The organism is Haemophilus sp. HMSC61B11 (assembly GCF_001838615.1).
Lineage (GTDB): Bacteria > Pseudomonadota > Gammaproteobacteria > Enterobacterales > Pasteurellaceae > Haemophilus_D > Haemophilus_D parainfluenzae_AD.
The window spans coordinates 1-15524 of record NZ_KV837949.1 but is presented as its reverse complement, the minus strand read 5'-3'; the positions used below and the strand labels follow the sequence as shown (position 1 = coordinate 15524).

At 39.9% G+C, this 15524-nt stretch carries 18 protein-coding genes; 5 read left to right on the top strand and 13 right to left on the bottom strand.

The features are described from left to right. Window positions 1-56 precede the first annotated feature (56 nt). From nagA to HMPREF3263_RS00515, 6 genes are all read right to left on the bottom strand, one after another. Complete coding sequence (gene nagA / locus HMPREF3263_RS00540) at window positions 57-1202, bottom strand: N-acetylglucosamine-6-phosphate deacetylase (protein ID WP_049363071.1); 1146 nt, start codon at window positions 1200-1202, stop codon at window positions 57-59. Window positions 1203-1238: 36 nt separating this feature from the next. After that, window positions 1239-2042 carry a glucosamine-6-phosphate deaminase gene (nagB, locus tag HMPREF3263_RS00535; protein WP_014064021.1) on the bottom strand — a complete coding sequence of 268 codons (804 nt, stop codon included), beginning with the start codon at window positions 2040-2042 and terminating at the stop codon, window positions 1239-1241. An 88-nt stretch (window positions 2043-2130) separates the two neighbouring features. Then, on the bottom strand, window positions 2131-3009 hold the full coding sequence (nanA, locus tag HMPREF3263_RS00530; protein ID WP_005695560.1) for an N-acetylneuraminate lyase: 879 nt from the start codon (window positions 3007-3009) through the stop codon (window positions 2131-2133). A gap of 9 nt (window positions 3010-3018) precedes the next feature. Continuing rightward, window positions 3019-3885, bottom strand: coding sequence for a MurR/RpiR family transcriptional regulator (locus HMPREF3263_RS00525; protein ID WP_005695559.1), 867 nt, complete (start codon window positions 3883-3885; stop codon window positions 3019-3021). Continuing rightward, window positions 3878-4816, bottom strand: a complete 939-nt coding sequence (locus HMPREF3263_RS00520; RefSeq protein ID WP_005695558.1) for an N-acetylmannosamine kinase — start codon at window positions 4814-4816, stop codon at window positions 3878-3880. The genes HMPREF3263_RS00525 and HMPREF3263_RS00520 overlap by 8 nt, the downstream gene beginning before the upstream one ends. An 11-nt stretch (window positions 4817-4827) precedes the next feature. Then, on the bottom strand, window positions 4828-5517 hold the full coding sequence (locus HMPREF3263_RS00515) for an N-acetylmannosamine-6-phosphate 2-epimerase (RefSeq protein ID WP_005698367.1): 690 nt from the start codon (window positions 5515-5517) through the stop codon (window positions 4828-4830). A gap of 217 nt (window positions 5518-5734) precedes the next feature. Here HMPREF3263_RS00515 and nagE point away from each other — a divergent pair, with 217 nt between their 5' ends. Next, window positions 5735-7201 (top strand): N-acetylglucosamine-specific PTS transporter subunit IIBC, encoded by a 1467-nt coding sequence (gene nagE / locus HMPREF3263_RS00510; RefSeq protein WP_049367084.1) that lies wholly within the window; start codon window positions 5735-5737, stop codon window positions 7199-7201. Window positions 7202-7708: 507 nt separating this feature from the next. On the opposite strand, the gene crp is transcribed toward nagE, so the two are convergent. From crp to coaBC, 5 genes are all read right to left on the bottom strand, one after another. Next, window positions 7709-8377, bottom strand: coding sequence for a cAMP-activated global transcriptional regulator CRP (gene crp, locus HMPREF3263_RS00505; RefSeq protein ID WP_005698403.1), 669 nt, complete (start codon window positions 8375-8377; stop codon window positions 7709-7711). 16 nt (window positions 8378-8393) lie between these two features. Further along, entirely contained in the window at window positions 8394-8612 is a 219-nt protein-coding gene (locus HMPREF3263_RS00500) for a YheU family protein (protein ID WP_005695554.1), read from the bottom strand. 21 nt (window positions 8613-8633) lie between these two features. Continuing rightward, window positions 8634-9287, bottom strand: coding sequence for a nucleoid occlusion factor SlmA (gene slmA / locus HMPREF3263_RS00495; protein ID WP_005698358.1), 654 nt, complete (start codon window positions 9285-9287; stop codon window positions 8634-8636). Window positions 9288-9290: 3 nt separating this feature from the next. Next, window positions 9291-9746, bottom strand: a complete 456-nt coding sequence (gene dut / locus HMPREF3263_RS00490) for a dUTP diphosphatase (protein WP_005698440.1) — start codon at window positions 9744-9746, stop codon at window positions 9291-9293. A 73-nt stretch (window positions 9747-9819) separates the two neighbouring features. Continuing rightward, window positions 9820-11022, bottom strand: a complete 1203-nt coding sequence (gene coaBC / locus HMPREF3263_RS00485; protein ID WP_005698400.1) for a bifunctional phosphopantothenoylcysteine decarboxylase/phosphopantothenate--cysteine ligase CoaBC — start codon at window positions 11020-11022, stop codon at window positions 9820-9822. Window positions 11023-11224: 202 nt separating this feature from the next. Here coaBC and radC point away from each other — a divergent pair, with 202 nt between their 5' ends. The 4 genes from radC to mutM all read left to right on the top strand — a co-directional run bounded on the left by radC (window position 11225) and on the right by mutM (window position 13415). After that, a complete protein-coding gene (radC, locus tag HMPREF3263_RS00480; protein WP_005695550.1) occupies window positions 11225-11890 on the top strand; it encodes a RadC family protein in 666 nt (221 codons plus the stop codon). A 218-nt stretch (window positions 11891-12108) separates the two neighbouring features. After that, a complete protein-coding gene (gene rpmB, locus HMPREF3263_RS00475) occupies window positions 12109-12345 on the top strand; it encodes a 50S ribosomal protein L28 (protein ID WP_005599762.1) in 237 nt (78 codons plus the stop codon). Window positions 12346-12356: 11 nt separating this feature from the next. Beyond that, window positions 12357-12527: a 50S ribosomal protein L33 gene (rpmG, locus tag HMPREF3263_RS00470; RefSeq protein WP_005613503.1), complete on the top strand. Its 171-nt coding sequence runs from the start codon at window positions 12357-12359 to the stop codon at window positions 12525-12527. Window positions 12528-12599: 72 nt separating this feature from the next. Further along, window positions 12600-13415, top strand: coding sequence for a DNA-formamidopyrimidine glycosylase (mutM, locus tag HMPREF3263_RS00465; RefSeq protein ID WP_005698454.1), 816 nt, complete (start codon window positions 12600-12602; stop codon window positions 13413-13415). A 20-nt stretch (window positions 13416-13435) separates the two neighbouring features. Here mutM and HMPREF3263_RS00460 read toward each other — a convergent pair whose 3' ends face one another. Further along, complete coding sequence (locus HMPREF3263_RS00460) at window positions 13436-14155, bottom strand: DUF554 domain-containing protein (protein ID WP_005698371.1); 720 nt, start codon at window positions 14153-14155, stop codon at window positions 13436-13438. A gap of 114 nt (window positions 14156-14269) precedes the next feature. Further along, window positions 14270-15524, bottom strand: a 1255-nt coding sequence (locus tag HMPREF3263_RS00455) for a YadA family autotransporter adhesin (protein WP_141762780.1), incomplete at its 5' end; no start/stop codon positions are given.

Below are 15524 nucleotides of genomic sequence, written 5' to 3'. Positions count from 1 at the left end.
TCCGATCTGTTTAAGGATCGGATTACGTTTAAAATAATACTATTTTTGACCGCACTTTAGTTTGGTTTCCATTCGCCGTTTAATACGGTACCAATCACATCATAATCTTTTGTGAATACCGCCAAGTTTGCTACTTTTCCGGCTTCAACTGAGCCTAAACGATCATCTACGCCAATCGCTCTTGCTGGGTAAAGATTACTCATGCGAATCGCTTCTGCTAATGGAATTTCTACATATTCCACAGCATTTTTGATGGACTCCATCATGGTAATTGATGCACCCGCAATCGTGCCATTTGCATCGTAGCAACGACCTTCTTTCACATAAATCGGTTTTCCTACAAAAGTGAAAGTTTCCAATTCAGGTGGTGCACCTGCAGCAGCAAGAGAATCTGTCACTATACAAAGTTTGTCACCTTTCGCTTTTTTATCTAAGCGAACGTTACCAAAATTCACATGCACGCCATCTACAATAATCCCCGTGTAAACATCGGAATCTAACACTGCGCCAACTACGCCCATCGCACGTCCTGAGCTGATCGGCGACATGGCATTGTGTAAGTGAGTCGCAAAGGTTGCACCTTTATGAAAGGCAGCTTTCGCCACTTCATAAGTCGCATTAGAATGACCAATAGACACAATAATGCCTGCTTTCACAAAATCAGGAATATATTGTACCGTTGGGTTTTCAGCGGCAATAGTAAGCTTGGTGATGACATCCGCATTATCACATAAGAAATCTTTCATCTCTGGCGTCGCTTCACGGATATATTCCGGGCGATGCACGCCTTTTTTCTCAAGACTTAAATAAGGGCCTTCGATGTGTAAGCCAAGCGCTTGATTTTTATGCTTATTCAAATACTCGCGCATAATATTTACTGCGCGTTTGATATCTTCATCTGGTGCAGTAATAAACGTTGGCAAGAAACTGGTACAGCCTGATTTCAAATTAGTGGCTTGCATAATTTCTAATGTTTCCACGCTTGTTTGATCGTTAAACATCACGCCGCCACAGCCATTTAATTGCAAATCAATAAAACCGGCTGTGAGATTATGACCTTTTAAATCAATGGTTTTAATCCCGCTTTCTAATTCGCTTTGTGGAATAACGGATTGAATATATTCCCCTTCAATAACCACTGCATAATCTCTTAACACTTCATTTTTCGTGTAGATTACGCTGTTAATTAATGCATACTTCATCATACCTTCCTAAAATCCCATTAAAATTAACCGCACTTATAATACACTATGAATCGCGCGTCCTTCCAATTCAGTAAAATATTTCACTGTTTTGACTTTCAATTCTTGCAATGCTGGCTCATCACATACCAAAACGAAATGACGATGAAGCTGTAAAGCACTCACTGTCCAAAGGTGATTAATACTGCCCTCTACGGCTGCTTGTACAGCTAAGGCCTTATTATGACCCGTTGCTAAAATCATCACTTCTTCTGCATCAAGTAATGTCCCTACACCGATTGTTAAGGCATATTTTGGTACTTGATTTACGTCATTATTAAAGAAACGAGAATTCGCGATAATAGTATCTGGCGTTAAAGTTTTAATACGGGTACGTGAACTTAAAGAAGACGCTGGCTCATTGAAGGCAATATGCCCATCAACACCTACACCACCCATAAACAAATGAATTTTACCGTAAGATTTAATTTTTTCTTCATAGCGGCGGCATTCTTCATCATGGTCATTGGTATTACCATTTAAAATATTGATATTTTGCGGTTGAATATCAATATGGTTGAAGAAATTATTATGCATAAAACTGTGATAGCTTTCTGGATGTTCTTTTGGCAAGCCCACATATTCATCCATATTGAAGGTCACCACATGTTTAAAACTCACTTCTCCTGCTTGATTTAATTTAATCAATTCTTGATAGGTCTTAAGTGGCGTACCACCTGTTGGTAAACCTAATACAAAAGGACGTTCTGCAGTAGGTTTAAAATGATTAATTCGATCAGCAATATGACGCGCCGCCCAACGGCTGACTTGTTGTTCATTGTTCAGAGGAATGAGACGCATAATAACCTTCCTTATCAGTACCACACCGACATTCTTTCCTCTCCGATAGAGAGAGGAAAGAAGTAAGTGCGGTCACTTTTCCATTAATTTATAAATATTTTGCTTTTAACTCTTTCGCTTTCGCTAATTGCTCTGGCGTTGCTTTCGCTGTCATTGGCTCACGGCAATAACCTGCATCCACGCCATCTAGTTTCAATAACTCTTTGATAGTGAGATATAAGCCATTCGCTAAAATGCCTTCGATAAGATCATTGGTCACATGTTGAACTTGAAGCGCATCAGCCAACTTACCTTGTTTGGTTAATTCAAAGATTTGTCTTGCGCGTACACCATTAACGTTGAATGTACTACCAATTGCACCATCCACACCTAAAGATACTGCAGGTACCATCATTTCATCAAAACCAGCCCAAATGAGATGATTTGGATAAGCTTTTTTCAAGCGTTCTAATAGATAGAAATCCCCAGCGGTAAATTTCACACCAAGCACTTTCGGGTTTTTATAAAGTTCGCCGAATTGCTCAATGCCCATATTCACGCCAGTTAAGAACGGAATTGAGTACACGATCATGTTATTGCCTGTTTCTGCAATAATGGTGTCGTAGTAATGTTTGATTTCAGGGAAGCTGAATTTATAGTAGAACGGGGTTACCGCAGAAAGGCTGTCATAACCTAATTCGGTTGCATATTTACCTAATTCCACTGCTTCATGTAAGTTCACGCTACCCACTTGTGCGATTAACGCGACTTGGTCTTTTGCTTCATCTTTCGCGATACGGAAAATTTGTTTTTTCTCTTCCGTAGAAAGCATGAAGTTTTCACCTGTTGAGCCGCCTACATATAAACCATCAATTTTCATCTTATCAATGTTATAGCGAATAATCTCGCGTAAGCCTTTTTCATTGATAGATCCATCTTCATTGAATGATACTAATAACGCACTAAAAATACCTTTTAAATTACGCATTTTTCTCTCCTATTTGATACGTTGTTCTAAAATGACATTTAATGTTTTTTGCTTTATTTTGACCGCACTTTCCTGTGATGCCTGTACCAATAAAGCGTAAATCAAATCTAATACGAATAATTGGGCAATCTTCGTGCCAATAGAGTCGCCTTGTAGCTTGCCTTGTTTATTCCCATTCACTAAAACAAGATCGGCATATTCTGTAATGGGTGAACGCAAACTGTGTGTAATTGCAATAGTTTTGGCGCCATTTTCTTTGGCGATTTTCATGGTATGAGTGGTTTCTTGAGAATAACCAGAATGACTCAAACCAATTGCCACATCTTTTTTCGTCAATAAAGATGCCTGCATATACATAAAATGGTTGTTACCTGTCGCATCCACTTGCACACCGATACGCATGAGTTTATTTTTTGCATCTTCCGCAGTAATACCGGATGTACCCACACCAAATAAAAAGACACGATTTGCTTGCTGAATAGCTTTTACAGTCTCTTCCAACTGCTTAAAATCTAATAAATTAATGGTTTCATCCATCACGTTATTGATGGCAGATTTCAACTTATGCGCAATATTCAATGAGTTGTCAGAATCGGTAATATCTGAATCTAATACGGTGTTATCTTTGCCATCTTTAGTCGCAAGCTCGATGGATAATTCCAATTTAAAATCACTAAATCCTTTAAAGCCGAGAGTGCGGCAAAAACGCACAAAGGTCGCTTCCCCGACTTCTAAATGAGCCGCAATTTCAGCTAGAGGACATTGCACCGCAAGATCAGGATTCAATAAAATCGCATCCGCAATTTTCTTTTCAGTTTTCGTTAAACTGCGATATAACGAGCTGATGGTATTTAAAATATTGCCATTTTTAGCCATAAACCACTCCCGTATTTTTTGCTTGTAATAAGCAATCTTTTACCCAGTATGCAGCACCAATCAAGCCTGCATCTTGCCCGAATTTAGCACTTTCTAATTCACAATGATAAACAGCAGGAAGCTCACTTAATAAGGATTGAACCAACGGTAAATACCCTTCTGCCAACCCTACGCTACCGCCAACTACGACTTTCTGCATATCTAATCCAATCTTCAAATCTGCAATTAAGTTCGCAATGGCTTGTGCTGAACGAGTCACAAGTGCGGTCGCTTTTTCATCATTTTGACGGAAACGCACAAAGACTTCTTTTGGATCACAAGGATCATCCCATTGAGAAGAGGCAGCTTCAATGGCGCGACCTGATGCAATGGCTTCAACACAGCCGCGGCGACCACAGCCACAAACAGGGCCATTAGGATCAGCCAAAGTATGACCAATATGCCCTGCAATACCGTTTGGCTCAGTAAGTAAACGATGATTTAGAATTAAACCGCCCCCTACGCCTGTTGAAACTGTAATAAAGGTAAAGTTTTGAACATCATTAGGGTTTTGTAATTGATACTCAGCATAGGCTGCAGCTTGCACGTCATTAAGTAAACCAATCGGTTTATCGGTATGCTGTGCAATACTGTCTTTTAATGGGAATTGAGCTAATCCACCCAAATTTTTAGGGTTAAGTGCAGTCAGAATGCCTTGGTTAATAATGCCTGTTGAAGCAACGGCGACATAATCAAACTGTCCTTCATATTCTTTTAACAACTGAGCAAGGGTTTGATGCATCACTTGTGCGGCATCATCTTGTGGCGTGGAAATCTGTTTTCGCTGTTGAATCTCACCATTTTTTACTATAGCAGAAGCGATTTTTGTGCCACCAATATCTAATGCCAAACAACGCTGTAATGTCTGACCACTATCCACTGTTAATGACATGTCTTCTTCCTTTATTTTTTTGCTGAATGAATGGCTTTAGCAAACCAGCTTACAATATGCTCTAAACGCGTTAATGCAGAACCAACCGTCACGCAATAAGCACCAATTTCAATGGCAGTTTTCGCCAACTCAGGGGTGTTATAACGTCCTTCCGCCATGACACGACAACCTGCTGCTTTCAAATCTTTAACTAATTGATAATCAGGCTCCTCCGGCACAGTGCCACCGGTGTAGCCAGACATAGTACTGCCCACAATATCAAAACCCAGTTTTTGACAGTACAAGCCTTCTTCTAAATTCGAACAATCCGCCATGGCTAAACAACCTAATTCGTGGATTTTTTTGACCGCACTTTCAATATCTACCGGTCTAGGACGATTTGTCCCATCCACGGCAATAATATCTGCACCGGCTTTCGCTAAATCTTCAATATCATGCAAAAATGGGGTAATTCGCACTGGGCTGTCAGGTAAATCTCGTTTCACAATACCAATAATCGGTACATTCACGGTAGGGCGTGTTGCTTTGAGATTTTCTACGCCCTCAATGCGCAATCCCGCTGCGCCACCAATAACAGAAGCCTGTGCCATCGCCGCCACAATTTCTGGTTTATCCATCGGGCCGTCATCAACAGGCTGACAAGAAGCAATCAGACCAAATTTGATTTTATCTAAGACTTCATTATGTGATAATTTCGACATATAAACTCCTATATTAGACAGTAACACTTGGTGTCCTTTTGGCTCTTTCGTCATTATAGTAAAACACACGCCATAAAAAAATATTTTTTGAAGTTTAATTTCAAAATTTGTGATCGGCTTCTCAAATTTAAGATAAAGTGACAACATCTATACAAAATATTTTTTTTTACTTTAAAATATGAAGTAATACTTCATTACTTATAAATAGGAGAAAAAAATGAATGTACTAGGTTATGCGCAAAAAATTGGGCAGGCCTTGATGGTACCTGTCGCTGTCTTACCAGCAGCTGCTGTACTGATGGGTATCGGTTACTGGCTTGACCCTGATGGCTGGGGGGCGAATAGTCAACTTGCTGCATTTTTAATTAAATCAGGCGGTGCTATCATCGATAACATGGGCCTACTTTTTGCCGTTGGCGTTGCTTTCGGTTTATCTAAGGACAAACATGGTTCCGCTGCACTTTCAGGTTTAGTGGGTTACTATGTGGTAACCACTCTACTTTCACCAGGCAGTGTTGCTCAGCTACAACATATCGATGTAAGTGAAGTGCCAGCGGCCTTCGGAAAAATCAATAACCAATTTATTGGGATTTTGATCGGGGTGATTTCGGCTGAACTTTATAATCGCTTCTATCAAGTGGAATTGCCAAAAGCACTCTCCTTCTTTAGCGGAAAACGCCTTGTGCCAATCGTCGTTTCTTTTGTCATGATGTTCATCAGCTTCGTATTGCTTTACATCTGGCCATATATTTTCGGCGGTTTAGTATCATTCGGTGAAAGCATTAAAGACTTAGGCGCTGTTGGTGCTGGTCTTTACGGTTTCTTCAACCGTTTACTCATTCCTGTTGGCTTACACCATGCATTGAACTCAGTATTCTGGTTTGACGTAGCAGGCATCAATGATATTCCAAACTTCTTAGGTGGTGCAAAATCACTTGCTGAAGGCACTGCAACGGTTGGTGTAACCGGTATGTATCAAGCAGGTTTCTTCCCTGTCATGATGTTCGGTTTACCGGGTGCTGCATTAGCGATTTATCTCAGCGCTAAACCAAGCCAAAGAACTAAAGTGGCATCAATCATGCTTGCAGGTGCGTTTGCCTCATTCTTCACTGGTATCACTGAACCATTAGAATTCTCTTTCATGTTTGTTGCACCAGTGCTTTACTTCATCCACGCGGTATTAACCGGTATTTCTGTCTTTATCGCGGCAACAATGCATTGGATCGCCGGCTTCGGTTTCAGTGCGGGTCTCGTGGATATGGTACTTTCATCACGCAACCCATTAGCCGTTGAATGGTATATGCTCATCGTACAAGGCTTAGTATTCTTCGTGATTTACTATGCAGTATTCCGTTTCGCAATTAAAGCGTTCAACTTAAAAACATTAGGTCGCACTGAAGAAACGGAAGAAACCACTGCAGCACAACCAGCTGCGAGCCAATCTCGCGAAGAAAGAGCGGTCAAATTTATTGATGCTTTAGGTGGTGTTGATAACTTCAAAAATATTGATGCTTGTATCACTCGCTTACGTTTAAGCTTAGTCGATCAACACAAAATTAATGAAGAACAGCTTAAGTCTCTTGGTGCAAAAGGTATCGTGAAAATCGGTAACGATGGCTTACAAGTGGTTCTCGGCCCTGAAGCTGAACTTGTGGCAGAAGCCATGAAACAAAAAGTGAAATAACACACCAAATGAAATACCGACTCCGAAATGGGTCGGTATTTTTTTGCCAAAAATAAAGCAAAAAATGACCGCACTTTAGCTGAGAATTTTTCGTTCGAAGTGAGTTAAATGAAAGTTTGAAAATTGAAGATTGTTTTGAAGGGTGGTGGAACTAAGCAGAATTGGTCTTAACAGCAAGTGGCTTACTGCATCGCATCCCTGCGGGATTTCTACCTAGCCCACCATAGATTTAAAGCATCTCTGGGGTTCCAGTCTGCGATATAAAATTAAAAGATTAAGAATCTTTTAAAAGCCACTTATATATTCAGGAGACCAATCCTGACTTCCAAACAAACCACGTTGAAAGGCAGTATTATGATAGAAGTCTTCCGCAATTTTGTCAATTAAGATATTGCACTAAAAGAAGTATTTTTTCGCTTTTCGTATAAAAATTAACAAAGACATTTCAACTATCACATCAATGTAACAAAAACAAAATAACCGTCTGATTAGAGACGGTTATTTTTGCTATCGAGTGCCGTAAACCACAATGGTTTTACCGTGCGCATGAATGAGATTTTGATCTTCCAGCATCTTAATTATTCGCCCTACGGTTTCACGTGAACAGCCTACCATTTGACCGATTTCCTGACGCGTAATCTTAATCTGCATACCATCAGGATGCGTCATCGCTTCAGGTTGTTTTGCTAAATGCATAAGCGCCTGAGCAATACGCCCTGCCACATCCAAAAAGGCCAAGTTTGTCACTTGTCGCGATGTATTTTGCAAACGTTTTGATAACTGAGCAGTAAGGAACATTAAAATCTCAGGGTTAATTTGAATCAACTGACGATATTTTTTATAGGAAATTTCCGCAATTTCACAAGGCGTTTTGGTTTTCACCCAAGCAGAACGTTTCGAACCTTCATCAAATAAACCTGCTTCACCAAAAAATTGTCCCGCGCCTAAATAAGATAAAATCATCTCTTTGCCTTCATCATCTTTTGATGAAACCATTACGGTCCCTTTAATTAAGAAATACAGAATATTGGCATCTTCACCAGCATGAATTAAGGTCGATTTTGCTGGATATTTATGTAAATGACAGTGTGTAAGGAACCAATCCAGAGCTGGATCACGCTGCTGATCATCGTCTTGCGACTTTTGTTCTTCTAGTAATTCTACATCTTCTGACATATAAGCTCCTATTGATTCATTTTAGAAATTCCATTTTATCTTTTATATCAATGGATTCATGTAATTCTGACCAAACAATCACTGCACTTCCATTGTGAATCTTGTTTAGTAGGTGTTGTTTTTTTTGTTCTAAGGAAAATTCGTGTGAACCATAATCGGTGCCTTCCCTAAGTACCACACTTTCCACAATATTTTCTAAAGTTTCTGTTGGAAGTTCCTGCCACGGAATAATCATATATTTATCAACTAAAGTCAATTAAGCAAAAAGCGGTTCAAGAAAACGCCATTGCTGTTCAAAACTTTGATTTGCACCTAAACGGAAGTTTGTGCGGACATAACGCATAAACTGCCCTTCACAAAGGGTTACCAAGTGCCCCGCAATGATACGTTCATCCACATTAAAACCGCGTCCTTCACGTAATTTTCGCATTTGTAAAATATTCACAAATTGCATTTCAAGACGATCGAAGAATTGGGCTACACGAGCCTGTAAAAGCGGCTCTTCAAACATCAATGCATGTCCGGTCAAAATACGCGTCAAACCAGGGTTTTTACGCGCAAAGTCGAGGATCATCTGCATAATGTCACGTACACGATTCATCGTATTGGTTTCATTGCGAATCGATGTGGTAATACGACTAAATAAATTCGCTTCGATATTATCGATCAACGCTTCAAACATTTTGGTTTTACTTGGGAAGTAACGATAAAGTGCAGCTTCTGACACACCCACTTCTTCTGCTAAACGCGCCGTTGTCATACGCTCCATTCCGCGTTCAGAATGCAGCATATGGGTAAGCACCGTCAACACTTGTTGGCGGCGTTCTTTTACCGTACGTTTTTCGATTTTTGGCGGTTTGATTTCCGCCGCAATCTCATCAACTTCTACGAGAGATAATTGTTCTACCATAGTCTATTTTTTACCTGAATGACCAAAACCGCCTTCACCACGCTCAGTTTCAGTAAATTCGCTGACAATATTGAATTCAGCTTGTACTACTGGCACAAAGACTAATTGTGCAATACGATCACCAACTTCGATTTTGAATGGTTCATGACCACGATTCCATACCGATACCATTAATGGACCTTGGTAATCTGAATCAATTAAGCCCACTAAGTTACCTAATACGATACCGTGTTTATGACCTAAACCAGAGCGAGGCAGAATCACCGCTGCAAGATTTGGATCGGCAATATAAATTGAAAGGCCAGTCGGGATAAGTTTAGTTTCGCCTGGTTGAATTTCAATGCCCTCTTCAAGCAATGCACGTAAATCCAAACCTGCTGAACCTTCGGTTGCATAGGTTGGTAAAGGAAATTCGTTGCCAATACGGCTATCTAAAATTTTGACATCAATTTTTTTCATGCTTATTTATCCTTTAAAAGAAATCAGTCATACAAAAGTGCGGTCACAAAACCCAACGAATTTTGAACCTATTTTATTTGTGATAATGCTCAACAATTTCAGCAACCAACACTTCTGCCAATGTATTTTTATCGGCTAATGGCAAGGTTTTTTCGCCTGTTTTCCAAAAAATCTGCAAGGCATTTTGATCTTGTCCGAATACTTGTCCACCCGATACATCATTGGCACAAATCATATCTAAATTTTTGCGTTGAAGTTTGCTCTTCGCATACTCAGCGACATTTTGTGTTTCAGCCGCAAAGCCCACCACAAATGGACGATCTTTTTCTAAATTTGCCACGCTTGCGATAATGTCTGGATTTTTCACCAATTTAAGAGAAAGCTCATCGTTATCATTGGTTTTCTTAATTTTTTGATCAGCAACTTCCGCAACCCGATAATCTGCCACCGCGGCACAGCCAATAAAAATACGATTTTTGACCGCACTTTCAAGGGAGATTCGCCACATTTCATGAGCGGTTGTCACATCAATGCGATGAACGTTTTTCGGCGTAGCCAAATTAACAGGACCCGCAATTAAGGTGACATTTGCACCTCGTTTAGCAAAGGCCTCGGCAATTGCAAAGCCCATTTTGCCTGAGCTGTGGTTAGAAATATAACGAACAGGATCGATAGCTTCACGCGTTGGACCTGCAGTAATAGTGACACTTAAATCAGCTAAATCCTGCTGAACAGCAAAAAGTGATTGAAGCGATTCAAAAATTTCAGCGGGTTCAGACATTCTCCCTGCACCCACATCACCGCAAGCCTGAAAGCCACTATTTGGCCCAACAAAATGAATGCCTCGCGCAGAAAGAGCGGTCAAATTTTGTTGTGTAATTGCCTGGCGGTACATCTGTTGATTCATAGCTGGAGCGAGCAAAATAGGCGCACTTGTCGCAAGACAAATCGTGCTAAGTAAATCATTTGCCATTCCAACGGTTAAACGCGCAATAAAATCGGCACTGGCTGGTGCAATCACTATCGCATCGGCCCATTTTGCGAGCTCAATATGCCCCATAGCTAATTCCGCTTGAGGATCAAGTAAAGATTGAGAAACCGCATTGCCAGAAATGGCTTGCAGCGTTAAAGGCGTGACAAATTCAACGGCGGAAGGCGTTAAAGCCACTCGAACTTCTGCGTTAGATTTGCGTAACAAACGAATAAACTCAATGGTTTTATAGGCGGCAATGCCCCCTGTAATCCCGACAACAATACGCTTTCCGCTCAAGCTCATTTGCTACTCCGCTACGACTTAATAGAATGGATATGTTTTTTGTGTGTTAGTACTTAACAACTTAAGGTTACCTATTTTACTTCAAATTTCACCAATAAAAAATTTTATTTTTGTGATCGCCGTTCCAAAAATAAAACAGACAATTCGCAATGCTTAAAAACATCATGAAAATTGACCGCACTTTTTCTTTTCATTAATTAATATGCAAACAAACACCCCTTTAATGCCTCGTGAAAAACTGTTGAAATATGGCGTTGAAGCCCTAGAAGATCACGAATTACTCGCTATTTTCTTACGTACAGGGATTAAAGGCTGCCCTGTCATGGAATTATCACATAGCGTGCTGCAACATTTTGGCTCCCTTCGAGCCTTATTAAGTGCAGATAAAGAAGCCTTTTGTAAAGTAAAAGGATTAGGCATTACGCAGTTTATTCAACTGCAAGCCACCACAGAAATGACAAAGCGTTATCTGAAACAAGAATTGCTGATAGAGCACGTATTTAGCGACACATCCACGGTAAAACTTTATCTTCAAGCAGAACTTCACCACGAAGAACGTGAAATTTTTATGGTATTATTTTTAGATAATCAACATCGTTTGATTAAAAAAGAGCGGTTATTTTTAGGCACAATTAATGTGACTAATGTTTATCCACGAGAAATTATTAAAGAAAGCCTTTCCTGTAATGCGGCCGCTTTAATTTTGGCTCACAACCACCCTTCTGGTCTGGCTGAACCGAGCTATTCCGACAAAATGATCACACAAAAAATTATTGAAGCTGCTGAGTTAATGGATATCCGCATTTTGGACCATTTTATTGTCGGCAAAGGCACTTGTTATTCTTTTGCAGAACATAATTTGCTATAGTGTTAGGGAATTTGATGATTTTTTTATCGTTCATTTCCATTTAAAGACGGAAAAATCGCTTTTGGACTTGAGAAATTAAAATAAAGTCAGTATAATTTGCGACCTTTAATATAGTAAGTGGGTCGGATACTGCGACCTGACGAGGAAGCAAGCTTAGTTTTAAGCTTCATTATCCGAACCATAAGCTCGAGCTTATATTTAAATTATTGGAGATTATTATGTCTAGAGTTTGTCAAGTAACAGGCAAGCGTCCAGCTGTGGGTAACAACCGCTCACACGCGTTGAATGCGACACGTCGTCGTTTTCTTCCAAACCTTCACACTCACCGTTTCTGGGTTGAAAGTGAAAACCGTTTCGTGACCTTACGTTTAACTGCGAAAGGTATGCGTATTATCGATAAAAAAGGCATTGATGCAGTGTTAGCTGAAATCCGTGCTCGTGGCGAAAAAATCTAAGGAGCTAAAACATGGCAGCTAAAGGCGCTCGTGAGAAAATCCGTTTAGTTTCTACAGCAGAGACTGGTCACTTCTACACAACTGATAAAAACAAACGTAATATGCCTGAAAAAATGGAAATCAAAAAATTTGATCCAGTAGTGCGTAAACACGTTATCTATAAAGAAGCAAAAATCAAATAATTTTGCTGATTTGACAAAAGCCCGACATTGTTCGGGTTTTTTTATACCACAAATTCATTACCGAGATTATCTATGCCTGAACTTCCTGAAGTCGAAACAGCCCTACGTGGTGTAAGCCCCTATTTAAAAGGTTTTACCATTGAAAAAATTGTAGTTCGCCAACCACAATTACGTTGGGTTGTCTCTCCTGAATTAACCACGCTCAAAAACGTCAAAATTTTGGATACCTCTCGTCGTGCAAAATATTTAATTATTCACACAGAAAAAGGTTACATCATTGGTCATTTAGGGATGTCCGGCTCTGTTCGAATTGTGCCACACGATAGTCCTATTGATAAACACGATCACCTTGATATTGTGATGAATAATGGCAAATTACTGCGTTATAACGACCCTAGACGCTTCGGTGCGTGGTTATGGACTGAAAGCTTAGATGACTTTCATCTTTTCCTAAAACTTGGTCCTGAACCACTTTCAGATGAATTTAATGCCGAATACCTTTTTAAAAAATCACGCAAAAAATCGACCTCACTTAAAACCTTTTTAATGGATAATGCTGTCGTCGTGGGTGTAGGAAATATTTATGCCAATGAAACACTCTTTTTATGTGGTTTACACCCCATGAAATTAGCCGAAAACCTCACGCGAAACCAATGTGCCTTGCTCGTTGAAACGATTAAAAACGTATTAGCAAAAGCCATTACACAAGGTGGAACAACATTAAAAGATTTCTTACAACCCGATGGTCGTCCTGGTTATTTTGCACAGGAATTGTTGGTTTATGGAAACAAAGACAAACCTTGTCCAAAATGTGGCACTAAAATTGAAAGCATGATTATTGGGCAACGCAATAGCTTTTATTGTCCCCATTGTCAGAAAAAGAAATAGGCGTGATACACGCCTATTTTTTAGAAAAAGGAGCTCCAGAAATGAGAAATCGGCATGGCGAGAAAAAGAGCCGGCAACATATTCGCCACATGGAACATTTGGATATTACAAATGCGAAAACCTGCCGCTATCATTAGCATACCGCCTACTGCCGCAAAATCACCCCGCATTTCAGGTGTCACGAAAGGAATAATAAACACCGCAGAATAAGCTAAAATCACTTGAACCAATGTTTGTGGCACAAAAATACTCGCTACAGAAATACCGAGTGATGTAGCAAAGATCATCGCGGTGAAGAAATCGAGAAAGGATTTTACAATAAGGATATCAAAATCACCTGTCATCCCTTCATTCATCGCCCCAAAAATACCTGTTCCACTAAATGAAAACAAAATCACAATCGCAACAAATTTAGATAAGAACTCTTCTTGGCTATGCATGCTACTTGGTGTATCAGGGAACATCTTTTCCAGAAGACCTTTAGCTGATGAGGCGAGCTTATTGATCCCATGCTCTAATAAAAGTAATTCTCCAATTATCGTCCCTAATAACACCGATAAAATCATTGCTGGCATATTAGTGGTTTTCGCTACCATCACAATGCCCATACCCATAGAACACAAGCCAAAGATTAAAGTGAGATTGGTGCGCAAACGTTCTGGAATGCGTCCACCGAGCATCGAGCCAATGACTGCCCCACTAATAATTGCTAATGCATTGATATAAGGTCCGATAATCATATTCTTCTCCGAATTAAGTTCTTTCTATTATACGAAAAATAGATCGAAAATCGACCGCACTTTTGGCAATAAAAAAGGCATAGTTTCCCATGCCTTTTGTTTATTTACGATGAATTACCAGTGGTAACCAGCACCAACTGCTACACCCACTTTACCTTGAGTATCGCTCGTACCTGCTAAACGAATAATGATCTTACCATTATCTGAAATACGTGACATACCTAATGCCACAGCATTTTGACCTTGGTAATTACCCGCTGCCACAGATACCATGCTCTTACCTGGAATGTAAGCTTGTGGTAATTGAGACGCCGCTAACGCGCTTGCTGTACCTGCATTTACACGTTTACCTAACTTGTTCACTTGACCATTTAAGTGATTGATCTTGTTATTCACGTCAGCTTTTACTTCGTGTAATTGGCTACCGTTTACAGCATCAGTACTGTCTGCCGCAATACGTCCTGGTGCAACATTGGTAATTTGTTTATTACCTGCATCAATACCATTTTTAGTCATACTTGGACCATTTTTAATGGTGACGCCATTGCTATCAATCACCGTATCACCCGCAGTGAATTTATTCGCTGTTACGCTCTCCACTTTAAGGTTTTTCTTGATAGCTACACGAACATTACCGCTCTTATCAATGTTTGTCATCACATTATCGCCACCATCAAACTCACTCCAGTTTGTGTTGCTATCTGCGCCTTTCACATTGATTTGGCTATTTAATTTCGCACCGTAAACATCGCCTACATTTGCGCCAAATTTTAAGCCATCGCTTAATGTTGCGATAGTTTCACCACCAAATTTCATGCGATTTGGCGTTTCACCATTTACATTTGGTGCTGCATCTTTACCACTTACTACTGTAATTGGCGTTGAATTATCACCTTCACCAAGGTTGATAGTGGTGGTATTAACTGTTTTCGCGGTGACATTTTCAGCTTTCAAATCTTTTGTGGTTGAAATGGTAAAATTCATACCAGCTTGCTTAATTTTGATATTTTGTCCTGCGATATAAGTCACGGTATTACCTGGGCTTACTTTTTGAACTTGTTCACCCTCAGCTTCGCCGCCATCTTTATTCACAGTAACATTCCAACCAGAATTATTAATTGCATTCGCGACAGTTGTTGCATTCACTAATTTTGCTCCCTCTACTGGAACATCAATTTTTCCTGTAGCATTAGGCGTTAAATTAGTGGTCGCTACAGCCTTATAAAGTTGACTACCATTTACTGCATCTTTTGATGTTTCACTTACATCGCCAGCCTTAACATTGCTAACTTTGTTACCACCTGCATTCACGCCAGTATTAGAGATTGATACAGTTTTATTTGGATCTTTAGCTGAACCATCCGGGTTC